The organism is Pedobacter sp. ISL-64, assembly GCF_018613605.1.
Taxonomy (GTDB): domain Bacteria; phylum Bacteroidota; class Bacteroidia; order Sphingobacteriales; family Sphingobacteriaceae; genus Pedobacter.
Map to the genome: position 1 here is coordinate 455112 of NZ_JAGGPU010000010.1, position 23900 is coordinate 479011.

Sequence of the window (23900 nt, forward strand, 5' to 3'; positions counted from 1 at the left end):
ATATGGCAATTTACAATAGCGATTTTAAAAACCAACTCCTAGAATCTATCCTTACAAAAGATGGTGATTTAAACTCATTTGAACTAATAATTAGCTGGTTTACTAATTTGAAGATGTACGCTTCATTGGAAATTAAAGAATGCAGTATTAACCAGACACAAAACTGGAGTATTGATGATTTATCAGTATCACATGATTCTGGCAAGTACTTTGAAGTTCTTGGTGTAAAATGCAAAGTCGGAAATAGAGAAATGTCTGAATGGTATCAACCTATTATTAGACAGAGAGAAGAGGGGATAATAGGTTTTATCGTAAAAAAGATAAATGGGATATATCATTTACTGATTCAAGCAAAATTAGAAGCCGGTAACTTTGATGTTTTAGAGATGGCGCCAACTGTTCAATGCATCACAGGGAGTTATAATAATCCAGAATATAATGTTGTATATCTTGATTACTTTTTGGACAAGAAGGGGATTGTTCACTATGATACACTCCAGTCTGAAGAAGGTGGGAGATTTTATCAAGAACAGAATCAGAACATTGTGATTGAAATTGGAGAAGATGAATTGAATGAAATTCATCCAAATTATATATGGATGACAGTGAAGCAGGCTAAGGCCTTTATAAAATTTAATAATTATTTTAATATTGAAGCCAGAAGTTTATTGGCTTGTATTACCCCTGTTTAATGAAAAAACCCTTAAATATAGCGATTATAGGATGTTCGGCAATAGCAGATAAAACTGTTTTGCCAACAATTATTGAAAACCCGCTGTTTAATTTGGTAATGGTAGGCTCCAGATCTGTTGAAAAAGGTAAACAGTTTGCTGCAAAGTATAAATGCGATTTTGGATCTTATGATGATGTTCTTAATTCCTCAAGAGTTGATGCAGTTTATGTTTCTGTACCAACGGGACTCCATTATGAATGGGGCATGCGGGTTTTACAAGCGAAAAAACATTTATTGCTTGAAAAGCCTTTTACATCGACTTTAGAGCAATCTCAATCCCTTATAAATATTGCAGCCCAATTTAATTTAATTGCTATGGAAGGTTTAGCGTACGTATATCATCCATATTTTGAGAAATTAAAAGAATTGATTAATCAAAAAATTATCGGAGACATAAGGCTATTCGAGAGTTCATTTGGCTTTCCCAGCTTACCATTAACTGATATAAGAAATCAAAATGAAATTGGAGGTGGCGCGATTTTAGATAATTTAATTTATCCGCTAAGCGCGAGCTTGGAGATTTTCGGCAAAAAATATACTAATAAGTCGTATTACTTTCAAAATAATGAAGAATTGCAGATCGATGAGAGAGGATTTTTAAGGCTAGATTGGGCAAACTATTCAGCAAATTTAACATACGGATTTGGTTTTTCGTACAAAAATCGGATAGAAATATGGGGCAGCGAAGGCACGATTATTGTCGATAGGGCATATACTAAACCAGCAAATATGACAGCAGAAATTGTTATTAAAACAGATAAGGGCACGGAAATTGTTGAAATTCGAGCAGTAAATCAATTTCATCTTATGCTAGATGGTTTTTATCATAAAATTTCTGGTGAGGATCCAAGTTTTAAGAATGAAAAGGATGATATCCTTATGAGAATGGAAATTATTTCTGAAATGTATAAGGCTTCCCAAAATTTAAATCATGAGTAAAATTTCAATTTTAGGAGCCAATGGATACATTGGACAGCACTTAGCTTACAATTTATTAGAAAATCATGAGCATGATATAGCCCTGTTTGACGTTCAAGCTAGGGGTAAAATTAAAAATGAACTCTATGAGCAACTTGACTTGAGTAGTGACATTAGCAATAATGCTACAAAAAAATTATGCGACTCAGATTACATTTACTTTTTTTCTGGCTTAACGGGGACGTATAAAAGCGTAGAGGAATATCAAAATTTTATTAACATAAATGAACTTGGATTATTAAAGGTCTTAGATTTAATAAAGGATCAGATAACAAAGCCAAAAATTATATTTCCTTCAACACGCTTGATTTATAAAGGCAAAAAAGGTATCTTATTAAAAGAAGATGATGAAAAGGAATTTAAAACAATTTATTCTATAAACAAATTTGCTTGCGAGAGCTATTTGGAAATTTATAGAAATTTATTTGGCTTAGATTACACAATATTTAGAATATGTGTGCCATATGGTAATATGATCGGTACGGAATTGTCATATGGTACATTAGGTCATTTTGTAAATAAAGCACAAAATGGGCAACCTATCAGTCTGTATGGCGACGGGAATTTATGCAGAACTTTTACACATGTAGAAGATCTTACTAATATTTTAATTATTGGAGGGATGGTTAGTGACACAAATAATAAAGTATACAACATTGGAGGAAAGGACCATCTTTCATTATTAGATGTAGCAACGCCTATCGCAGATTTTTTTAATGTTACAGTTAATTTTATTCCGTTTCCAGAGGTAGATATGTTAATTGAGTCTGGAGATACCATGTTTGATGATTCTGCATTAATGGCAACTATTAAGTATAGCTATATTCATTCTTTTAATGATTGGATGGGGACCCTAAAATAGGATATATTGAGGGATATGATTAAAAGTTAACGCTACAAATGGGTAATCAGATTTCCATCTAATAATTACAGTAGCGTTTATAGATCGAAAGAGACTTGCTGCAAACATTTAACAAAAATTAGTGCCAACATATAAACGAAACTTAAAATTAATAAATTTTTAATGAAACAACACTTGGCAAGCGCTAATCAGTACACTGTTCCAGTAATTAGAAAGACAAGTTCAGTCGAGGATTTTTTAATTAAGGGTTTTTTGATTTTTTTACCTTTTTCCCAGGCATTGACAATAAATATTATGTTTCCTTTAAAGTTATCTGAGATTTGTTTGTTATGTTTAATTTCTTTAAAGTTAGCATCTGGAAAAACAGAAATGTGGAAGGTTGGAAAACCAAGCCTAACAATTATAATGTTTTGCATTTGTATTTTAATATCATTAATTATAAATACGCTCTATACTTACAACTACCCATTAACTACTAGTGCCGTTAGAATAAGTCCGACTGTTGACAGTGTGCTAAAATTTATATATGTTTTTTTGGTTGTTGCAGGGATGTTTATTACAACGAATATTTTAAAAAGAAAACCAGAATTAATTAAGTTTTTGTTTATAGGTGCAATTATTTCTGCATCATATTCATGGTACCTTTTTTTTAGTGGGATACTTCATCTACCAGTATTAAAATTACCAGGAATGGAGGAAGAATCACAGATGATAATGAATGTTATCCGCAGTGGAACATTTAAAGAAGGTAACTACATGGGTTTCTATTTATTGCTTATGGGAATCATTTCCTTTTTTTATGAGAGAAAAAAAATGGCTTATTTTTTTTGGGGAACTATATTAACCACATTTTCTACAGCTTCAATATTTTGCTTATTTTTATTTTTTGTTATATATACATATTATGTTTACAAAAAACATAAGCTAAAATTGATTGCCTCTATAACTGTAATTGCCATTTCTGTTACTCTATTAACTCAATTTAGTGATGGTTTTAGAAGTTTGATCTATAATAAAATTTTTGCTAGTGAAGATTCTGTTGAGAATACTAATGATATATATTCAAGGCTTGATCGTTTAAATACTACAATTACAGGACTGAAAATGGCTGCTTCTAATCCTTTCTTTGGTGTTGGACTTTCTAGTTATGGAATGCATTATAGTCACTTTAATAATTTACCTGATTTCGATTTAGGAGGCAAAAGAATTCCAAATAATATATATGTCGAAATTTTATCAGAAACTGGTATTTTTGTATTTATACTTTTTATATATTTTCTTTATCTTTTATATAAACGTGCTAAAAAAGTATCAAATGTGCTAGCGGCTGGTATACTCGCTTCTTGTGTCTACTTTTTTGCTTTCCCTACTTTTACAATGCTTTTTATTTGGGTCTTTTTTAGTGTCATTCTATCGGCTCAAACATTAATAAAATCAAACTATGGATATGATCAATCGAAATTTATTAACGCTGAGAATGATTATAGACATGGAATTTAATATTAGCAGAGGACATTACTTTAAAACTATGATGATTAGATTAAACAGGCCTGACAATTAGGTTTATTGGCATAATTTTCATGTCTTTATAAAGAATGAATGATCAATCAGTGTAGTTTTAAAATGCAAAAAAATAAGAATTTTTATGAAGATAATCTTATCCCAAGGCCAAGGTAGAATACAATTGGGCCAGGCTGGAGCCCTTTTAAAGGAAAGTGGAATTAAGGTTAAGTATCTAACCGGGTGGTTACCAAAAAAAATAAACCCCATAATTGTTAACTTTCTGGGAAAGATTGTAGGAAGAGCGGATCTTTATAAAAGATTAATGGTTAGGCAACCTGTAGGCCTTGATGATGATGATATTATCTCATGTTCAAAGTCAGAATTTTACCTGTGGTTTTTAATTATTCTGGTTAGACTTAAGCTCTTAAAAGAGGATAACGCACTTACTTGGGGTTGGAGATATTTAGGTAAAGAAACTAAAAAACACATTAAAGATGCTGATATTTTTCATGTTAGAAGTGGTGCAGGGCAAGGTGGGGCGATAGAAAAGGCTAAGAAAGAAAATATGATCACAATTGCGGATCATAGTATAGCCCACCCAATATCGATGAAAGAATATTTAATCGAAGAATATAAGAGGTTTAATCAAAAATATGACCTAGATCCTAATTCAAAATTTTGGACGCTCGTTGAAAAAGATTGCTTAGACGCAGATTATGTCCTAGTAAATTCAGACTTTGTAAAAAATACTTTTTTAGATAATGGCTATAGAGAAGATATTGTAAAGGTAATTTATTTTGGGGTGAGGGAGGATTTTGTTGGCTTAAAAACTGATTGGTCTTTTGTTAAAAAAGATGCAGTTCATCTTATCTTTATTGGGCATTTTTGTTTTAGAAAAGGGGCAAGAATATTAATTGAAGCAATTAAGGAACTTAACGAAAGGGGAGTTTCAGTAGTTCTTGATGTTTTGGGCATAGTAGATGATTTAAAAATACCAGATATTCCTTCTAATATTGTTTTCCATGGCATTTTTTTATATGATGAACTTAAAGATCATTTGAAGAATAGCGATTTATATGTTTTTCCAACCTTTGCCGAAGGTTCATCAAGGGCTGCCATGGAGGCCATGGCATCAGGTTTACCAGTAATAACAACAGAGAATTGTGGCGTGCCTATAGTACATGATGAAACTGGGGTAATTATTCCAATAAATAATTCAATGATACTTGCTGATGAAATTGAAAGGCTAATTAATGATAAAATGCTACGAGAAAAAATAGGTAGAAGTGCTTCGAAATTAATCAGTGAAAAATATACATGGGGAATTTATAAAAAAAATCTTGTTGATTTTTATGAATTGATTTTGGATAAAAAAAATGATAAAAAATAATACACCTCTGATTTCCGTTATAATCGCAACTTATAATGCAGGTAAAACTTTAGAAACTTGCTTAAAAAGTATAATCGGGCAAACTTATCGCAACTTTGAAATAATTGTCATTGATGCTGCATCCACAGATAATACAATAGATATCATAGAGAAGTATAATGAATATATTCATAAATGGATAAGTGAAAAGGATTCGGGTATTTATGAGGCATGGAATAAGGGTATAAATTTTTCAACTGGTGACTGGATAGGTTTCATAGGATCAGATGATTCATACTACCCAAATGCATTGCAGGATTATGTAGATCATATTTTAACCTGTAAATCTGATTTGGAGTATGTGTCATCGAAAATGGATTTAGTGAATACAAATGATAAATATATAAAAACACTCGGTGAAAAATGGGATTGGAAAAAAAGTAGATTAATGAATACAATTGCACATCCTGGCTCTCTTCACAGTAGAGTTTTTTTCGATACTTATGGCCTGTTTAATACAAAATATAAAATATGTAGCGATTATGAGATATTATTACGGCCTGGAAATGCATTTAAAACTTCATTCTTTAATAAAGTTACCGTAAGAATGGCCCAGGGAGGAGTGAGCTTTAATGAAAAAAAACTTTTTAAAGAGCATTATCAAATCGTTACTTCTACTGGGAAATTGAATTTAATAATTGCCAAATATTATTACTGTTTGCAAATAGCTAAAAGTAATTTGAAGAAAATTTTGAGGAAAATTGGCTACAATATCTAATAATAAGCAACAATAATATACTTGATACTAATTAAAATTGTTTAGCCTAGGCACTACAGAAGATGTTAAAAGATAACTCAAAACTCAACATTATAATTGTTAATGACTTTTCTAATATAAATGGAGGGGCTGCAAAAGTTGCTGTAGATAGCGCTGTTGGTTTAAGCTTGGCAGGATATAATGTAAATTATTTTTGTGCAGTTGGTAATGTAGACCAATCTTTGTTGGATAGTAATGTGTCCATCAGTCACCTTAATAATGAGGAGATATTGTATTCTAAAAATAAGATTAAAGCTCTTTTTAGAGGTATTTGGAATGTTAAGGCTTATCGCCAAATGAAAAAACTATTAAAGGCTTTTAATCAGGAGAATACTATAGTGCATATTCATGGCTGGACCAAAGGTTTATCAATTAGCCCTATTGTTTGTTCACTGCTTCACTCCTACTTAACAGTAATTACACTACATGATTACTTTATTGCTTGCCCCAATGGTAGTTTTTATAACTTTCAAAGTAAAGGCATATGCAAAAAAGTACCACTTTCTTTAAGTTGTATAGCTTCAAACTGTGATTCAAGAAATTATGGCTTTAAATTATATCGGATAGTCAGATCGTTTGTTCAGAAAGCAATGTTTGTGGCTTTAAAGAAAAAACTTAGTCTAATTTCTATCTCAAAATTATCGTATGAGGTATTAACTCCATACATTAAGGGTTTCAAGCATACATATTATGTAGAAAACCCCGTTGATAGTATACTTATCCCTAGGATTGAAGCAGAGCTAAATAAGAATTGTATTTTTATTGGCAGGCTTTCATCAGAAAAAGGAGTTGAATATTTCTGCGAAGCAATGCTTAAGTTGAATATAGATGATGCTATAATTATTGGTGAAGGAGATAATTTTAAAAATTTAATTCAAAAATACCCTAAGTTTAAGTTTGTAGGGTGGAAGAACAAATTGGAAATAAGAGATATCTTGAAAAGTGCTAGATTTCTGGTTTTTCCTTCAGTTTGGTACGAAACTTATGGTTTAGTAGTTCAAGAAGCTTCTTCTTTTGGTATTTCATCTATTGTTTCCGATTGCACCGCTGCATGCGAATTAATCAACGATGGAACAGATGGAATGATATTCCGTTCTGAAGATGTTAATGATTTGGCTGAAAAGATAAGTTGCATGTATAATAACGATGAGCTTTTATCATCTTTAAGTAAGGCAACTTATGAGAAATTTTGGAACAGGGATCATTCCCTCATGAATCATGCTAAAAATTTGGTAAGCGTTTATGGACAAATAGTTGGCAAAAATGAATTAGTATTACAAAATAAATGAAGAAAGTCGCAATTATATCAGGCATTACAGGGCAAGATGGTGCTTATTTGGCGCAACTTTTATCCAGGAATGATTATGTGGTCGTAGGTTTAACGAGAAGCAGTCATAATTTTAGTAAAAAGAATTTTGTTTACTTAGGCATCTCAGAAAACATTCTTATAGAAGAATGTGATTTGCTTGATTTTTCAAGTATTATTAAGATTTTACTCAAATACAAACCTGATGAATTTTATAATTTAGCTGCGCAAAGTTCAGTGGGAATATCCTTTGAGCAGCCTATCGGCACCTTAAATTATAATACACAATCAGTGTTAAATATTCTGGAGAGCGTAAGGTTGTTACAGCTAGATACTAAAATCTATCAAGCCTCAAGTAGTGAGATGTTTGGACAAGTAAATAATTTACCAGTGAATGAGAATACCCCTTTTCATCCATTAAGCCCATATGCTATATCTAAGGCTTCTGGATATTGGATTGGTGTGAACTATCGTGAGTCCTATAAAGTTTTTTGTGTGAATGGGATACTTTTTAACCATGAATCATATTTAAGGAGCCCAAATTTCTTTGTTAAGAAGGTGATTAGAACTGGACTAGAAATTAGAAAAGGAATCAAAAATGAATTGCGTGTTGGGAATATTGATGTAAAAAGAGATTTTGGTTATGCGCCTGATTATGTAAGGGCCATGTGGCTTTCTTTACAGCAGGGTAAGGCAGATGATTATTTAATTTGCTCAGGTAATTCGGTTTATTTACGTGACATAATCAATTATACTTTAGATTATTTAAATATTCCGTTAAATAGGTTAGTAGAAGATCCCACATTGTTTAGACCAACAGATATGACAGACATGTTTGGAGATAACCAAAAGGCTAAAGCAGTCTTGGGTTGGGAATATAACAGGTCCTTTTTCGATGTCTTGACATTATTGATTGAAGAAGAAGATAAAAATTTTAAATAGATGAAAATAGCAATCGTTCACGATGAACTAATGAGGAGAGGAGGCGCTGAGCAAGTCGTGTTGACTATGTTAAAAGCATTTCCCGATGCAGATGTTTATACGCTGGCATATAATCCTGAGGGTACTTATCCTGAATACCGGAACTACAATATTAAGACTTCAGCATTACAATTTTTATCAAAAAGTGTAAAATGGATGCAACGACTATATTTTCCATTTGCACTTTGGGCGATGAAAGCTGTCAAAGTTCACGGATATGATGTAGTTTTAATATCTAACACGCATAGTGCTAAATATGTAGACATTGATAAAAATGCTGTAGTATTCATATATACCTACACTCCATTTCGTTTGGCGTGGAACCCAACTTCTTACAGTCAGTATAATGATTCGAAAGGAATCCATAGATGGGTTTTTGACAAAGTAGTAAGCTATTTGCGAAAAGTTGATAAAAAGGCTGCACAGAAAGGAAACTTTTATTTAGGAATGACGAATGAAACATCACAAAGAATCAAAGACGCTTATGACATTCGTGATGTGAAGATTATACCACCTGATGTTAAAACCCGTAATTTTCATGTTGTGGAAAAACCACAAGATTATTATTTATTGGTATCAAGGCTTGAATTTTACAAGAAGGCGGATTTGGCTATTGAAGCATTTAACAGATTAGGCCTCAAGCTTATTGTAGTTGGTAATGGGACAAAAGCAGAAGAATTGAAACGGCTGGCGAAAAATAATATTGAATTTCGAAAGGGATTATCTAGCGAAGAATTAGCAATATTATATGCAAACTGCAAAGCATTGATTTTTCCTCAATATGAAGACTATGGAATTACCCCTTTAGAGGCAAATGCTTCGGGTAGGCCAGTTATTGCTTATGAAATTGGAGGGGTTCTCGAGACTATGATTCCTTATGATAATGACGCGTCTAGAGCAACAGCTGTCTTTTTCAAAGAACAGACTGTCAAATCTTTGATTGACGCTATTAGTTTGTTCGAGACCTTAGAATTTGATTCAAAATTTATACGTGCTCATGCAGAAAAATTTGATGAAAGTGTATTTATGAAAGAATTGCAAAAGTTTGTGTCCGAAAGTATAAATCTTAAATTAAAATAAAAATGAAGAATAATACCTATATACTTATTATGGCCGGTGGAGTAGGTTCCCGCTTTTGGCCAAAAAGTCGCAATCATTTCCCTAAGCAGTTTATTGATATTTTAGGAATGGGTAAATCTTTATTACAACTTACATACGAACGGTTTCTAAACATTTGTCCTAACGAACATATATTTGTTTTAACCAATGAGAATTATTCAGATTTAGTCACTGAACAATTACCTGCTATGTTGAAGGATAATATTCTTTTAGAACCTAGCCGCAACAATACAGCACCCTGTATTGCTTATGCTGCCTATAAAATTAGTCTGCTAAATCCCGATGCCAATATTGTGGTTGCACCTTCTGATCATTTAATCTTGAAAGAGGATATATTTTTGGACAAGATTAAACAAGCTTTGAATTTTAGTTCAAAAAACGATGCATTGCTAACACTAGGAATTACTCCTACAAGGCCAGACACTGGCTATGGCTACATTCAATATCAAGAAGCAAGTATCAAGAATCAGGAAGGATTAAATGAGATTAAAAAGGTAAATGCCTTCATGGAGAAGCCAGTTTTGGCTAAAGCCAAAGAATATTTAAAAAGCGGCGATTACGTCTGGAACGCAGGAATATTTATCTGGTCAGCAAATTCGTTGAAAAAAGCATTTGAGCAACACGCCCCTGAAATTGCTACATTGTTTGAAAGTGGCTTGCCTTTTTATAATACACTTGATGAAGCTAAATTTATTTCTGAAAAATACCCTTTAAGCCCTAATATCTCAATCGATTATGCCATTTTAGAAAAGGCTGACAATGTATACACTATTCCTGCTGATATAGGTTGGTCGGATCTGGGTACATGGGCTTCTTTACATGCGGTTGGAGAAAAAGATATCGATAATAATATGGTTAATCTAACTAAGATTAATTTGAAAGACACGAACAATTGCATTATACACTTACCCAATGATAAAGCAGCGGTAATAAGAGGATTGGATAACTACATAGTTGTTGATGATGGTGAGGTACTTTTGATTTATCCAAAATCGGATGAGCAAGAAATTAAGCAGGTGGCTAAGGATATGGTTAACGAACACGGAATAAAATATGCTTAGTGTACTAAGCTACATAAAGTTATGAAGTTTACATTAGTGTAAACTTTTTTTGTATCTACATATTTGCACGACTAGTCGACTATTTATCATTATATAGATACTCCTTTTTATAGCTGGTTTTTTATAGCTTATATTGCGTAAGTATTACTGATTTTTATTTTAGTAATGATTATTTAACTTTGAATTTAAATTTTGGGCATTAATTTTGTTCATTATGATTCATTCAAAACAAAAACAGGAAATAAATGTTTAAGTTTTCCCTTTAAGCCTATGCAAACACGTTACTTATTTATACTCAAATATATTTTACCGATTACTGACCTTATTATGGTCAATATTGTGTACTTTTTTGCCTACGAATTTACCGCTTATATGGGTAAAGCGGTAAGTTCTGAATTACAATGGCATTACATTGTGGTGTGTAATCTGATCTGGATTGTGAGCACTACAAGCTTTGGACTTTATAGTGAATATGGGTCGCGTAGGATTGAGCGAATCTATCGAGGAACGTGGAAAAGTGTGGTTTTACATGCGGTTTTATTTTCTATTTATCTTTTCTTTTCTAAACAAAATGATTTCTCCAGATCCTTCCTAGTCATTTTTTATGGGATGTTGGCTATTTTGTTTTTAGTAAACCGTTTTATAGGTACCTCCTTTCAGTTCTTACTATTTAACCATTTGAGGGGGGTTAAATCTGTGGCCATTATGGGCAATAATGCGACAGGCTTACAGCTGGCGAACTATTTCGAAAAGCAGCGTTATATCGAATTTCACGGTTTTATTAATGACGTGCCAGAAGATTACCTAGATCGCAATGGTCAGATTTCTGATATGGTAGGACGCCAGTTTAAAATGGCAGTCGAAAAGGGTATTAAGGATATTTATGTAACCATTGCACCGGAGCGGATGGCGGATATGAGCCTATTAACTGAAGAAGCAGAACGTCAATGTGTACGCTTAAAGTTTATTCCGGATATTAGTGGGGCTCTACTGTCTCCTTACACGGTAAGTTATCTGGGTAACGAATTTCCGGTGATTTCTTTACGTTCAGAACCACTAGAGAAGATACATAACCGCTTTAAAAAACGGGTTATTGACGTGGTGTTTAGCGGTTTGGTGATTTTATTTGTGTTGAGCTGGCTATATCCTATTATTGCTTTATTGATCAAAATACAAAGTAAAGGTCCGGTATTGTTTAAACAATTACGTAGTGGGCGTGATGATGAACCTTTTTGGTGTTTTAAATTTAGAAGCATGCGCATGAATGCGGATAGCGACAAAAGACAAGCGAGTAAAAATGATGACCGGATTACGCCTATAGGCAAGTTTTTAAGGAAAACGAGTTTGGATGAATTGCCGCAATTTTTTAATGTATTTATGGGGCATATGAGTGTGGTTGGTCCACGGCCGCATATGTTGAGCCATACTGAACAATATAAAGGTATAGTAGATCAGTTTATGGTGCGCCACTTTTTGAAACCGGGCATTTCTGGCTGGGCACAGGTAAATGGCTACCGTGGCGAAACCAAAGAAGATTATAAAATGGTGAAACGTGTGGAACATGATATCTGGTACCTGGAAAACTGGAGTGCGATGCTGGATGTAAAGATTATCTTCATGACGGTGATCAATATGGCCAAAGGTGAAGAGAACGCATTTTAAATATATATAAAGAAAGCCCGTAAGGGCTTTTTCTTTTGTCGAAATTCGGAGAGGATCGTTAATTTCATAATTAATAACGTTCTTTGCCGTTTGAATTAAAATTTACCAGATGAAGAAAATCTTATTCCTCCTATTTTTAGTCGTTTCTTTTTATGAGTTAAAAGCACAAGCTGTTTATCAACCCTATTCCTTCCAATTTTATCAAAAATTGAGTGGTGAAGTCTATAATCCCAATACACGGATTCATAGTTCCTTAAAACCTTTTTTTATTGATGATAGTTTGCTGCGTGATAAAAGTAGCATGTTGTTAAGCATTGGCACAGACTCAACCAGAAAATCGTGGGTATCGAGAAAATTATTTCAAGAGCATCTATTGGACATTCAGAAAGAAGACTATACCGTTTATGCCGATTTTTTGCCTGACTTCCAGATCGGTCGTGATGCATCGGGTAAAAAAACGACCTATTTAAATACCCGTGGTTACCAGGTTGGTGGTACAATAGGAAAGAAATTTTCCTTCTACACCAGTGGATTTGAGAATCAAGGACGTTTTGCAGCTTATTATGATAATTATGTAAACCAGACTAAAGTTGTGCCAGGCCAATCTTACGATAGGAGCTTTGGTAAATTAACTAAAGATTGGTCGTATGTTACCGCAACAGTATCTTATACACCCATAAAATATTTGAACATTACTGCAGGTTATGATAAAACTTTTATTGGCGATGGCTATCGTTCTTTGTTGTTATCTGACTTTTCATCTCCAACTCCCTTTTTGAAATTGACCGGGAATTTGGGGAATGTACAATATATGGTGATGTGGACATCTATGCAGGATCCAGGTGCCACCAAACTATCGTATGATGCGGGTAACCGTAAAAAAGGAGGGATTTTTCATTACCTCGATTGGAACGTCAACAATAAATTATCAATTGGATTTTTCGACTCTATTATTTGGGCACAGACTGATGATGCAGGGAATAAAAGAGGATTTGATTGGGGCTATGCCAATCCCATCATCTTTTTAAGGCCGGTAGAAGCCTCGAGCGGTTCTCCGGATAATGCTTTATTGGGTTTTACTACAAAGTATGAATTTGCAAAAGAATTGGTGGCTTACGGCCAGTTTTCATTAGATGAGTTTGAGGCTAAAAATTTCTTTTCTAGCTCAGGTAGCTCCAGAAATAAATATGGATGGCAATTGGGATTAAGAGGTGCAGATGTATTTCATGTAGCGGGTTTAAACTACTTATTGGAATACAATACGGCTAAACCCTACACATTTTCTTCCAGAACCCGTATTGGCAATTATGCCAACTATAATGAGCCGCTAGCACATCCCTTTGGGGCTAACTTTAGAGAGCTTGTTGGTTTATTAAACTATTCTTACAAACGCTTTGATTTTAGTGGCGAACTGATGTATGCTAAATATGGTTTGGATATTGCCGGACAGAATTATGGTAAAAATATTTTTGAACCATATACAGATGCTGTGCAGCCCAATGGAAATTATACTACTCAAGGGATCCGCACTGATCTTTTTTATGCTGAAGGGAAAGTTGCCTATGTGGTTAACCCGAAATACAACCTACGCTTAGAGCTGGGCGGTGTGGTTAGGAGAGAAAGTAACAGTTTAGGTAAAAATACTACAGGATTAATTACTTTCGGTTTACGGAGTTCGTTCAGGAATTTGTATTCTGATTTTTAATAAACTAAATAATAAACAAAAGAGCCTCAGTTATCTTATTAACTGGGGCTCTTTTGTTTATTAACCTGAGTTCGATTAATATTTGAATATAGTTAGTGTATTATAGCCACTTTACCTCACGCGATCGTCATGCTGAATTTATTTCAGCATCTTTCCTGCTATTAAGACCCTGAAATGAATTCAGGGTGACGACACTAATACTAAAATACCTAAAGAATAGCGCTAAGAGTCACATTATTAATCGAACTCAAGTTATTGACATGTCATCCTGACGATAAGAAGGATCTTTACCTGGATGATTTAGATTCTTCGCTGGGCTACCATTGAAAGATTCTAAAAATCGGTCGTCATTTCGACTGAAGCAACGCGGAGTGGAGAGATCTTTTAAACATAGTCAAAGATCTCTCCACTGCGGTCGAGATGACGATTTATCTTAACCCCCTCAGAATGACAATAAATACAACAGGCTATTACCCGGCCATACTATCTGTTGTCCTTTTCACAGCAACTTTTCTTACTGCCGCTATAATTGCATTTTTATCATAACCACACTCCGCCCAGAGCTCGGCCTGTTCGCCATGCTCTATAAACTGATCTGGAATACCTAAGCGGACTACATTGGCGCTATAACCATGATCGGCCATAAATTCTAATACCGCAGAGCCTACTCCACCAGGTAATGAGCTATCTTCTACCGTGATTACATTTTTGTATTTAGCAAAAACTTCATGTAATAAAGCTTCATCTAAAGGTTTTACAAAACGCAGATCGTAATGTGCCGGATAGAAACCTTCACTGTTTAATTCGGCGCGGGCCTCAACAGCAAAGTTACCTACATGGCCAATGGTTAATAAAGCTACATCCTCGCCATCGCAGATTTTGCGTCCTTTGCCAATTTCTAATGCTTTGAATGGTCTTTTCCAGTCGGGCATTACACCATTACCACGAGGGTAACGGATGACAAATGGGCCCATATTTTCCTGTTGAGCGGTAAACATCAGGTTACGCAGTTCTTCTTCGTTCATCGGAGAAGAAACCACTAAATTAGGGATACAGCGCATGTAAGCGATATCGTAAGCGCCATGATGTGTTGCACCATCGGCACCGGCCAATCCTGCCCTATCTAGACAAAACACTACATTGAGCTTTTGGATGGCTACATCGTGGATGACCTGATCGTATGCCCTTTGCATAAAGCTAGAATAGATATTGCAAAATGGAACTAATCCTTGCGTGGCTAAACCAGCGGAGAAAGTTACGGCATGTTGTTCTGCAATTCCTACATCGAATGCACGTTTGGGCATGGCTTTCATCATGATGTTTAATGAAGAGCCTGATGGCATTGCAGGTGTGATGCCTACGATTTTATTGTTCGCTTCTGCCAGCTCTACCATGGTGTGTCCGAAAACATCCTGGTATTTTGGTGGCTGTGGTTTATCTGGAGTGCTTTTTTTGATTTCGCCGGTAATCTTATCAAAAAGACCTGGCGCATGCCATTTAGTTTGGTCTTTTTCTGCCAGTGCAAAACCTTTACCTTTTACGGTAATGCAATGTAAAAGTTTAGGACCAGGGATAGCAGATAAATCTTTTATGGTTTGGGCTAAACGTTTCACATCGTGCCCATCAACCGGGCCGAAATACCTAAAGTTTAAGGCTTCGAATAAATTACTTTGTTTTAGTAAGGTTCCTTTAATGCTTTTCTCTATTTTTTTAACGTACTTATGTGCGTTAGGGCCTAGTTTAGAAAGCCCTGCGAGTACATGAGAAATATCATCACGGAAACGATTGTACGATTTTGAAATGGTGATGCTTGTTAAATATTCCTTAAGTGCACCCACATTCGGATCGATAGACATGCAGTTGTCGTTCAGGATTACGAGCACATTACTGTTTTCAATCCCGGCATGGTTTAATCCCTCAAATGCTAAACCAGCAGTCATGGCGCCATCGCCAATAACGGCAACATGTTGCCGATCGGTTTCGCCTTTTAACTGCGAAGCCACCGCCATACCCAAAGCGGCCGAAATGGAAGTAGAAGAATGGCCTACACCAAAAGTATCATACTCGCTTTCCGAAATTTTTGGGAAACCGCTAATGCCACCGTATACACGGTTGGTATGGAATAAATCCCTACGGCCGGTTAATATCTTATGTCCGTATGCCTGATGGCCTACATCCCAAACCAACTTATCGTAAGGGGTGTTTAATGCATAGTGTAAGGCTACTGTTAATTCAACAACGCCTAAACTGGCTCCGAAATGGCCACCGTTAACACTAACTACATCAATGATATACTGTCGTAATTCCTGGCTTATTTGTTCTAAGTCAGATTCGCTATATTGCTTTAAATCAGCGGGATAGTTGATTTTAGATAATAGGGGGCCAGCTTTTACTTGCATTCGAAATTTATGGTAAAAAACAAGATACAAAGTAAGGCAAATTTGTTTTAATATAGAAGAGAAAAATAGCGGTTTATTATTGCTGTTTAAGGGCTTAGTGTTTAGCGGTTAGTGGCATGAGATTAATTTAAGGTTTAAGGCAAAAGGAATATTAACCACAGATAAAAAGGATACACACAGATAAACATCAGTTTCTATTTGTATTTGTGGTAAAATGGCTTTAGCTATTGACAATTGGATTATGGGCGTTTAGTCGTGTTTATGGGGTAGCGGATAAGGTTAAGGAAAACCGTTTTGGGTTTAAAAGCAAAATTAACCATAGATAAACACAGCTATAATATAGATCTGTGTTTATCTGTGCACATCTGTGGTAAAAAAACTAAAGCTAATGACATTAACTTTAGGATTTAGTGGTTAACAGGCTAGGGTTTATATTATTAAGGGCTAAAAATTTTCATTATGTTTGTCTCTTCACATGCAGGCAGAGAATTTTGAAATAAAACTTCCGGTATTCGAAGGCCCCTTCGATTTGTTGCTGTTCTTTATAGAACGGGATGAACTTAATATCCAGGATGTGGAGATTGCCAAAATCACCAACGACTTTTTGGCCTATATCCATCAGCTCCTTGCTTTAAATGTAGAAGTGGCCAGCGAATTTATTTTAGTGGCGGCAACCCTGATGCGCATTAAATCTAAAATGCTTTTGCCAAGGATTGAGGTTGATGAGGCCGGAAATGAAATTAATGCTGAACAAGACCTGATCGCAAGGCTTATAGCCTACAAACAATTTAAATCTGCCGCAGAAGAAATGAAAGTTTTTGAAGAGGAACGGTTTAAACAAGATCAACGGGGTAATATTGCATATGATTTAACCCTGGCCGCTGCATCTTCCAGTCATCAGGATGAACTTTTATCATTGGATCTCTATAAACTTTTAACCGTTTACCACCGAACGATGCAGAAGTATGAGCTGCGCAGCGAAGAGGTTAAACACACCGTGGTACAATATCCTTACACTATCGAACAGCAAAAACACTTTATTGCTAATCTGCTCGATATCAATAAACAGATCGATTTTGCTTTAGTGCTTAAAAATTCAGAGAATAAAGTGCATTTCGTTTATAATTTCCTGGCTATTTTAGAAATGTTGCAGCAACAAATCGTAGAGATAACCATTGGGAGCGGCTTTAACAACTTTAATGTGAAAGCATTATCCTAATACGGCCTAAATTAAATTTGAATTTCTTACTTTTGCAAAAAAAATACAAACCTCATATAATGATGACACGCGACAACCAAATTTTTGAACTTATTGATAAGGAGTTAAACCGCCAAGAGCATGGTTTAGAGCTTATTGCATCAGAAAACTTTGTAAGCAAGCAGGTAATGGAAGCTGCCGGATCGGTACTAACCAATAAATATGCTGAAGGCTTACCGGGAAAACGTTACTATGGCGGTTGCCAGGTAGTGGATGTAGTAGAGCAAATTGCTATCGATAGGGCAAAAGAGTTGTTTGGTGCAGCATGGGTAAATGTTCAGCCGCACTCTGGCGCACAAGCTAACGCAGCAGTAATGCTTGCCGTTTTGCAGCCAGGCGATAAAATATTGGGATTTGATCTTTCTCATGGAGGTCACTTAACACATGGTTCTCCCGTTAATTTTTCAGGTAAACTGTATCAGCCATTCTTTTATGGTGTTGTAAAAGAAACCGGATTAATCGATTATAAAAAATTAGAAGAAGTTGCTTTAGCAGAAAAGCCTAAATTAATTATCTGTGGTGCATCTGCTTACTCACGCGAATGGGACTATGCATTTATCCGCTCGGTTGCAGATAAAATTGGGGCTTTGGTTTTAGCTGATATTTCTCACCCTGCAGGTTTAATCGCAAAAGGATTGTTGGCCAACCCGCTTCCACATTGCCACATTGTAACCACTACCACCCACAAAACTTTACGTGGCCCACGTGGGGGGATGATTATGATGGGACAGGATTTCGAAAATCCATGGGGATTAAAAACACCTAAAGGCGAAACCCGTTTAATGAGTAACCTGCTCGATATGGCGGTTTTCCCTGGTACACAAGGTGGTCCGTTAGAGCATATTATTGCGGCTAAAGCAATTGCTTTTGGCGAAGCTTTAAGCGAGGAGTACGGAACGTACATTAAACAAGTTGCGGCTAATGCACAGGCAATGGCCAAAGCATTTGTAGCTAAAGGATATGGCATTATTTCTGGTGGTACAGATAACCACTTGATGCTGATCGATCTTCGAAATAAAAATATTACTGGTAAAGTAGCTGAAAATGCTTTAGAGAAAGCAGAAATTACAGTGAACAAAAACATGGTTCCTTTCGATGATAAATCGCCATTTGTAACTTCAGGTATCCGTGTAGGTACTGCCGCAATTACTACCCGCGGTTTAAAAGAGACTGAAATGCAGAAGATTGTAGATTTAATCGACCAGGTTTTAACCAATCCGGAAGATGAAGCTAACCTAAATAGTGTAAAAGCTGAGGTGATTAAGTTGGTAAGTGCTTTCCCATTATATAAATAAAATTATACACTCACTCGGCTAGAGTGGCAATAAGACAAGCAGTTACATTAATTTGTAACTGCTTTTTTTTGTGAAGTAAGTTTTTCGCCCTAATGATGCAAAACAAACGTTTGTTTTATATATTTGACCAATAAAATGATGTAACTTATGTGTGGAATAGTAGGCTATATTGGCTACAGAGAAGCCTGGCCGATTGTATTGAAAGGTCTTAAAAGATTAGAATACCGGGGTTATGACAGTGCTGGTATTGCACTGATGAACGATAGTGGTCAGCATATTTATAAAAAGGCTGGAAAAGTAGCTGTTTTAGAAGAATATGCCGAAGACAAAGATAAGTCTGGTACAATTGGTATGGGACATACGCGATGGGCAACTCATGGCGTGCCTTCCGATCGAAACTCTCATCCCCACACATCAAATGGCGGGAAGCTGTCTATTATCCATAATGGAATTATCGAAAACTACGCCACCTTAAAAGAAGAATTGACTAGTCGTGGCCACGAATTTAAAAGCGATACGGATACAGAGGTATTAATTCACCTGATCGAAGAAATCCAGGAAATTGAAAATATTGATCTTTTAGAAGCGGTTCGTTTGGCTTTGCAGGAAGTGAACGGTGCCTACGCCATCGTGATTATGGATAAAGAACACCCTGATCGTTTAATTGCTGCAAGGAAAGGAAGTCCGATGGTAATTGGCGTTGGAGCAGGAGAATATTTTATTGCCTCTGATGCTACCCCGATTATTGAGTATACTAAAACCGTAATTTATCTAAAGGATGGCGAAATCGCCCTGATTACCAAAAATGATCTTTTAGTTAAACAATTGGATAATGTAGTGCAAACCCCTTTAATTCAAGAGCTACAGCTAAAACTTGAGATGTTGGAGAAAGGTGGCTTTGATCACTTTATGCTTAAAGAAATTTATGAGCAGCCACGTTCAATTAAAGATTGTATGCGGGGACGTATTTATCCTGAAGAAGGAAAAGTCCAGCTTGGCGGGATCAAAGAATTTGCAGAGAAATTAAAAAATATAGACCGGATCATTATTGTGGCCTGCGGAACGTCGTGGCATGCAGGTTTGGTTGGCGAATACCTGATCGAAGAATATGCCCGTATACCTGTAGAGGTGGAGTATGCTTCAGAATTCAGGTATAGAAATCCAATTATCACCGAAAAAGATGTGGTAATTGCCATTTCACAATCCGGCGAAACTGCCGATACCATGGCGGCCATCGAGATGGCTAAAGAACGTGGAGCAACTATTTTTGGGATCTGTAATGTTGCGGGGGCTTCCATCCCGCGTTTAACCCATGCCGGCGTTTACACCCATGCGGGGCCAGAAATTGGCGTAGCCTCAACAAAAGCATTTACTGCCCAGGTAACGGTTCTAACCTTGATGGCCTTTTACATGGCGCAGCAAAAAGGAACCATTACCACCTCAAAATTAATTGAGCTTTTAACCGAACTGGACCATATCCCAGAAAAAATTCAGATTGCTTTAGAATCGAACGATCTGATCAAAGAAGTTGCAGAAAAGATCAAAGATTCTACCAACTGTTTGTTCTTGGGAAGAGGTAGTGGTTTCCCTGTGGCCTTAGAAGGTGCCTTAAAACTTAAGGAAATTTCTTACATCCATGCAGAGGGTTATCCTGCAGCAGAAATGAAACATGGGCCTATCGCTTTAATTGATGAAGAAATGCCGGTGGTTTTTATTGCTACGCAGAATTCATCATACGAAAAAGTGATCAGCAATATACAAGAAGTGAAAGCAAGAAAAGGTAAAGTGATTGCGATTGTAACCCAGGGAGACACGGAGGTGAAGAAAATGGCCGATTACTGTATCGAAATTCCTGATGCCAATGAAGCCTTTTTACCGCTTATAGCAACTATTCCGCTTCAGTTACTATCATATCATATTGCAGTGATGCGTGGTTGTAATGTAGATCAGCCTAGAAACTTAGCTAAATCAGTAACTGTAGAATAATTTTATAAAAAAAACAATAAATAGGGCAGTTGTATTAATTTGTAGCTGCTTTTTTGTTAGCGGAGTATTTAAATACTGACTTTGTTAACTAAGCCCGATTGAATGGATGCCGTTTTAGTTGTATATTTTGATATCGAGAAATTAAAACGGCAGGAGGAAAAGCGGGGCTGCAGATTGCCATAGGCACCCATGCTAAATTCTAAAGAAATAAATCTTGTTGGAGATTGAAGCGATGTTAAAAAAATAGCCTGAAAATGGAGTGGCAATCCTATAATCTTGGTAAAAGTAAAGGGCCGATATTCTTTAGAAGAAATATCGACCCTTACCATCTAAATTAACGCTCTCGAATATATAAACGGAAATTATCGCCATTTTGTTTTGAGAAAATAAAAAAAATAAGTTATTTCTCGTAACTGCCTAAGGTTGAGGGATAAATTCTTGTATTTCCTTTCGCATCCTGATTAAGGTAATTAAAGAAATACGGATCAGTATTTAAATCAGCTCCCTTTTTTCTGACAATGCTACCGGGAGATACCCGAAAATCTTCTAGATCTTGATTAATGAAAAGAGGATCGGTATTTAAAATGTTGCCATTGTTGCTGTAAGCGCTGTTGGTAGATCGGATTAAATTGCTCCATAAATTGAATTGCACTATTGCAGACGTTTTTTTTTGGATATCCAGTTCATTCGTTAAACTCCCCCATATGATATTATTGGTTAAATTTACCTGAAGTTTGTTATAAGCATTTGCCGATAAATAATCTGAAAAACTCAGAGAGGCAGTTTTACGTGGGAAATTTGAGTTGTAACCAGTAAAAGTATTCTGTTTTAAGTTGTAATTCCCTCCTCCTACTGCATATATTAAGTAATTTCCGCAGTTATACATCACATTATTAAATGCAAGCAGTTCCGAGTGGTAGCCAATGTAAGCCGCCACCTGCATGTTTTTAATAATACTATTGCTTAAAATTAATTTGGGGTTGTTGTTAATGGCCAAAGAATCGGAGGTAATGCCAACAGATGCATTTTTGATGATCGCATTTTTAATAAGTCCACATCCGGTTCGTTTTAAGAAAATCCCTTTCCATTGCCCAGGCTCATCGCTATATATGTATTCCAGCCTATCGCTACAAAATAATACAGGTTCAGTAAGGCTGCCATTAACCACCAGGTTCCCTTCTATGTTTAAATTTGCATCCTTGTGAAAATAAATTTTAGTTCCAGGTTGGATGGTTAGTGAGCCCCCGCTCCTAACAGTTAACGATCCATTAATAATGTAGGGTAGAGCTTTTGTCCAAATGGTATTGGCATTAATTGTCGATTCGTTAACAAATACAGCATTCTGTCCATAAGCTAAAAGCTGAATTACCTGTTTATTACCATTTGTATTTAATATGATAGAATCTTGAACCAGAAAGGGCAGGTTAGTTGAATTTGGATTGATCGAAACTTTGACAAAAAGGTTTATAGAATCCCGGCCGTTTATAATGAGATCATTTTTGCTCTGCGTTTGCTCCCCGTTAATGTTAATGCTAAAAGCCGAAGTATTGCCACCTGATAATCTGATTTCGGAAACTTTAACCGCATCATTGTTCCAGTTAACGATCTTTATTCTTTTGGTAATTGATCCTACTGAAGTAAAGATGGTATCAAATAATACTTCTTTATTAGAGATGTTTAGTTTAGCGTTCGGATCTGTGGTTATACGCTCCCCTTTCCGGCAAGCTGAACCAAAGAATAAAATTAAAAGCACTAAACCAATATTTAAACGCATAAATCAAACTTAGAAAAATGTTTGGCTACTTACAATAGCGCTTAAGCCGTGTAACAGTAATTATTCTGCAAAGGCAAGCGCTGCAATGCTCACTTTTGCCGCACCAATAGCTAAGAGTGTATTGGCGCAGGCTTCAAGCGTTGCCCCAGTGGTAATTACATCGTCAACCAGTAAAATATGTTTACCGATTATATCTTCAGCAGAATTTACCTGAAAAACATCTTTCATATTTTCATACCGGTTATACCTGCTTTTTTTAGTTTGACTCTCGGTAGAAGTAGTCCGGATAAGGTGATTTTCACTAATATGGATTCCCATTTGTGATGCAATTCCTTCTGCAATAAAGCTACTTTGGTTATAACCCCTGACCTTATATTTTTTACGATGCAAAGGAACTGGGATAACCATGTTGATATCCTGGTAAAGAATTCCGGTTTTTAGCCGCTCTCCCAGCATATTGCCTAATAGTACCCCAACATCAGTTCTGCCATTGTATTTTAAGTTGTGGATTAGGTTTTGAACCTTCGCTCCTTTTCTAAAATACAACATGGCCATTGCAGCATTAAGTGGTAAGCGGCCCCATAACTGCTTGGCAACCCTATTATCTGCATGTTGGTGATAGTCTGTAAAAGGGAGATCGTATAAGCATTTTAAACAAATCAACTGTTCGTGGCGAAACAAAGAATTGCCACATGCATTACATAGATTTGGAAATAGCAATCCAAATAAATCAGAAGTCCATTGTTTAACCAAAAGCATCTAACTAATTTATAAAATATTTTTGACTTCCGAAGTTTAAAAGAGCGGGGGTGTAAGGATGGCTTCGGAAGTCTATTCAGGCCACGCAGGTTATTGCTATACTATATAAGATTGCTTTTGTTTTTTAGGAAAGGCAGGTTCTTGCTACTATGTAGGTTTGTTCCCGCTATCCGCTTTATCCCGATGAAAAATCGGGATGCCCGCTGCTATCGGGTTTATTTCGCAGGGTCATCCGAAGTTTTAAACGGCTGGGGGGGCAGGAAAACCCGAGAGCCTGAATGGACGCAGCTGTCCCTAAACACGCTTTCCTCTAAAAAGTTTGGCTATGCAGCA

The 23900-nt window shown here is 35.8% G+C and carries 18 protein-coding genes; 15 read left to right on the forward strand and 3 right to left on the reverse strand.

Features of this window, described 5'->3' with window-relative positions; genetic code table 11:
* Positions 1 to 2: 2 nt before the first annotated feature.
* The 12 genes from J7E57_RS16145 to J7E57_RS16200 all read left to right on the forward strand — a co-directional run bounded on the left by J7E57_RS16145 (position 3) and on the right by J7E57_RS16200 (position 14096).
* Complete coding sequence (locus J7E57_RS16145) at positions 3 to 692, forward strand: NDP-hexose 2,3-dehydratase family protein (protein ID WP_215166091.1); 690 nt, start codon at positions 3 to 5, stop codon at positions 690 to 692.
* Positions 692 to 1672, forward strand: a complete 981-nt coding sequence (locus J7E57_RS16150) for a Gfo/Idh/MocA family protein (protein WP_215166093.1) — start codon at positions 692 to 694, stop codon at positions 1670 to 1672. The genes J7E57_RS16145 and J7E57_RS16150 overlap by 1 nt, the downstream gene beginning before the upstream one ends.
* The gene (locus J7E57_RS16155; protein ID WP_215166101.1) at positions 1665 to 2573 is read left to right on the forward strand and encodes an NAD-dependent epimerase/dehydratase family protein; all 909 of its coding nucleotides are present in this window, start codon (positions 1665 to 1667) and stop codon (positions 2571 to 2573) included. The genes J7E57_RS16150 and J7E57_RS16155 overlap by 8 nt, the downstream gene beginning before the upstream one ends.
* Before the next feature lie 162 nt (positions 2574 to 2735).
* Positions 2736 to 4073 carry an O-antigen ligase family protein gene (locus J7E57_RS16160; RefSeq protein ID WP_215166103.1) on the forward strand — a complete coding sequence of 446 codons (1338 nt, stop codon included), beginning with the start codon at positions 2736 to 2738 and terminating at the stop codon, positions 4071 to 4073.
* A 145-nt stretch (positions 4074 to 4218) separates the two neighbouring features.
* A complete protein-coding gene (locus J7E57_RS16165; RefSeq protein WP_215166105.1) occupies positions 4219 to 5466 on the forward strand; it encodes a glycosyltransferase family 4 protein in 1248 nt (415 codons plus the stop codon).
* Positions 5453 to 6223 carry a glycosyltransferase family 2 protein gene (locus J7E57_RS16170; RefSeq protein WP_215166107.1) on the forward strand — a complete coding sequence of 257 codons (771 nt, stop codon included), beginning with the start codon at positions 5453 to 5455 and terminating at the stop codon, positions 6221 to 6223. Before J7E57_RS16165 ends, J7E57_RS16170 begins: the two co-directional genes overlap by 14 nt.
* Before the next feature lie 62 nt (positions 6224 to 6285).
* Positions 6286 to 7551: a glycosyltransferase family 4 protein gene (locus J7E57_RS16175; protein WP_215166109.1), complete on the forward strand. Its 1266-nt coding sequence runs from the start codon at positions 6286 to 6288 to the stop codon at positions 7549 to 7551.
* Positions 7548 to 8510, forward strand: a complete 963-nt coding sequence (locus J7E57_RS16180) for a GDP-mannose 4,6-dehydratase (RefSeq protein ID WP_215166111.1) — start codon at positions 7548 to 7550, stop codon at positions 8508 to 8510. The genes J7E57_RS16175 and J7E57_RS16180 overlap by 4 nt, the downstream gene beginning before the upstream one ends.
* Positions 8511 to 9629: a glycosyltransferase gene (locus J7E57_RS16185; protein ID WP_215166113.1), complete on the forward strand. Its 1119-nt coding sequence runs from the start codon at positions 8511 to 8513 to the stop codon at positions 9627 to 9629.
* A 2-nt stretch (positions 9630 to 9631) separates the two neighbouring features.
* Positions 9632 to 10729 carry a mannose-1-phosphate guanylyltransferase gene (locus tag J7E57_RS16190; protein WP_215166115.1) on the forward strand — a complete coding sequence of 366 codons (1098 nt, stop codon included), beginning with the start codon at positions 9632 to 9634 and terminating at the stop codon, positions 10727 to 10729.
* Between the two features lie 270 nt (positions 10730 to 10999).
* A complete protein-coding gene (locus J7E57_RS16195; RefSeq protein ID WP_215166122.1) occupies positions 11000 to 12391 on the forward strand; it encodes an undecaprenyl-phosphate glucose phosphotransferase in 1392 nt (463 codons plus the stop codon).
* A 109-nt stretch (positions 12392 to 12500) separates the two neighbouring features.
* Positions 12501 to 14096, forward strand: coding sequence for a gliding motility protein RemB (locus tag J7E57_RS16200; protein WP_215166124.1), 1596 nt, complete (start codon positions 12501 to 12503; stop codon positions 14094 to 14096).
* A 470-nt stretch (positions 14097 to 14566) separates the two neighbouring features.
* On the opposite strand, the gene dxs is transcribed toward J7E57_RS16200, so the two are convergent.
* Positions 14567 to 16495, reverse strand: coding sequence for a 1-deoxy-D-xylulose-5-phosphate synthase (gene dxs, locus J7E57_RS16205; protein ID WP_215166126.1), 1929 nt, complete (start codon positions 16493 to 16495; stop codon positions 14567 to 14569).
* Between the two features lie 475 nt (positions 16496 to 16970).
* On the opposite strand from dxs, the gene J7E57_RS16210 reads away from it, so the two are divergent.
* The 3 genes from J7E57_RS16210 to glmS all read left to right on the forward strand — a co-directional run bounded on the left by J7E57_RS16210 (position 16971) and on the right by glmS (position 21034).
* Positions 16971 to 17714, forward strand: a complete 744-nt coding sequence (locus J7E57_RS16210) for a segregation and condensation protein A (protein ID WP_029278123.1) — start codon at positions 16971 to 16973, stop codon at positions 17712 to 17714.
* Positions 17715 to 17776: 62 nt separating this feature from the next.
* Positions 17777 to 19048 carry a serine hydroxymethyltransferase gene (gene glyA, locus J7E57_RS16215; protein WP_215166197.1) on the forward strand — a complete coding sequence of 424 codons (1272 nt, stop codon included), beginning with the start codon at positions 17777 to 17779 and terminating at the stop codon, positions 19046 to 19048.
* Positions 19049 to 19195: 147 nt separating this feature from the next.
* A complete protein-coding gene (gene glmS / locus J7E57_RS16220; protein WP_215166128.1) occupies positions 19196 to 21034 on the forward strand; it encodes a glutamine--fructose-6-phosphate transaminase (isomerizing) in 1839 nt (612 codons plus the stop codon).
* Between the two features lie 400 nt (positions 21035 to 21434).
* Here the strand turns inward: glmS and J7E57_RS16225 are convergent, their stop codons facing one another.
* Together J7E57_RS16225 and J7E57_RS16230 are read right to left on the reverse strand one after the other, a co-directional pair.
* Positions 21435 to 22808 carry a hypothetical protein gene (locus J7E57_RS16225; protein ID WP_215166129.1) on the reverse strand — a complete coding sequence of 458 codons (1374 nt, stop codon included), beginning with the start codon at positions 22806 to 22808 and terminating at the stop codon, positions 21435 to 21437.
* Positions 22809 to 22868: 60 nt separating this feature from the next.
* On the reverse strand, positions 22869 to 23567 hold the full coding sequence (locus J7E57_RS16230) for a ComF family protein (protein WP_215166131.1): 699 nt from the start codon (positions 23565 to 23567) through the stop codon (positions 22869 to 22871).
* Positions 23568 to 23900: the final 333 nt, after the last annotated feature.

Excerpts from the sequence above, each read along its gene's own strand:
- J7E57_RS16230 (WP_215166131.1), bottom strand. The coding sequence starts at position 23,567 with ATGCTTTTGGTTAAACAATGGACTTCTGATTTATTTGGATTGCTATTT.
- J7E57_RS16160 (WP_215166103.1), top strand. The coding sequence starts at position 2,736 with ATGAAACAACACTTGGCAAGCGCTAATCAGTACACTGTTCCAGTAATT.
- J7E57_RS16155 (WP_215166101.1), top strand. The coding sequence starts at position 1,665 with ATGAGTAAAATTTCAATTTTAGGAGCCAATGGATACATTGGACAGCAC.
- J7E57_RS16190 (WP_215166115.1), top strand. The coding sequence starts at position 9,632 with ATGAAGAATAATACCTATATACTTATTATGGCCGGTGGAGTAGGTTCC.
- J7E57_RS16175 (WP_215166109.1), top strand. The coding sequence starts at position 6,286 with ATGTTAAAAGATAACTCAAAACTCAACATTATAATTGTTAATGACTTT.
- J7E57_RS16180 (WP_215166111.1), top strand. The coding sequence starts at position 7,548 with ATGAAGAAAGTCGCAATTATATCAGGCATTACAGGGCAAGATGGTGCT.
- J7E57_RS16195 (WP_215166122.1), top strand. The coding sequence starts at position 11,000 with ATGCAAACACGTTACTTATTTATACTCAAATATATTTTACCGATTACT.
- glmS (WP_215166128.1), top strand. The coding sequence starts at position 19,196 with ATGTGTGGAATAGTAGGCTATATTGGCTACAGAGAAGCCTGGCCGATT.
- J7E57_RS16210 (WP_029278123.1), top strand. The coding sequence starts at position 16,971 with ATGCAGGCAGAGAATTTTGAAATAAAACTTCCGGTATTCGAAGGCCCC.
- J7E57_RS16185 (WP_215166113.1), top strand. The coding sequence starts at position 8,511 with ATGAAAATAGCAATCGTTCACGATGAACTAATGAGGAGAGGAGGCGCT.
- J7E57_RS16145 (WP_215166091.1), top strand. The coding sequence starts at position 3 with ATGGCAATTTACAATAGCGATTTTAAAAACCAACTCCTAGAATCTATC.
- J7E57_RS16200 (WP_215166124.1), top strand. The coding sequence starts at position 12,501 with ATGAAGAAAATCTTATTCCTCCTATTTTTAGTCGTTTCTTTTTATGAG.
- dxs (WP_215166126.1), bottom strand. The coding sequence starts at position 16,495 with ATGCAAGTAAAAGCTGGCCCCCTATTATCTAAAATCAACTATCCCGCT.
- J7E57_RS16170 (WP_215166107.1), top strand. The coding sequence starts at position 5,453 with ATGATAAAAAATAATACACCTCTGATTTCCGTTATAATCGCAACTTAT.
- J7E57_RS16150 (WP_215166093.1), top strand. The coding sequence starts at position 692 with ATGAAAAAACCCTTAAATATAGCGATTATAGGATGTTCGGCAATAGCA.
- J7E57_RS16165 (WP_215166105.1), top strand. The coding sequence starts at position 4,219 with ATGAAGATAATCTTATCCCAAGGCCAAGGTAGAATACAATTGGGCCAG.
- glyA (WP_215166197.1), top strand. The coding sequence starts at position 17,777 with ATGACACGCGACAACCAAATTTTTGAACTTATTGATAAGGAGTTAAAC.
- J7E57_RS16225 (WP_215166129.1), bottom strand. The coding sequence starts at position 22,808 with ATGCGTTTAAATATTGGTTTAGTGCTTTTAATTTTATTCTTTGGTTCA.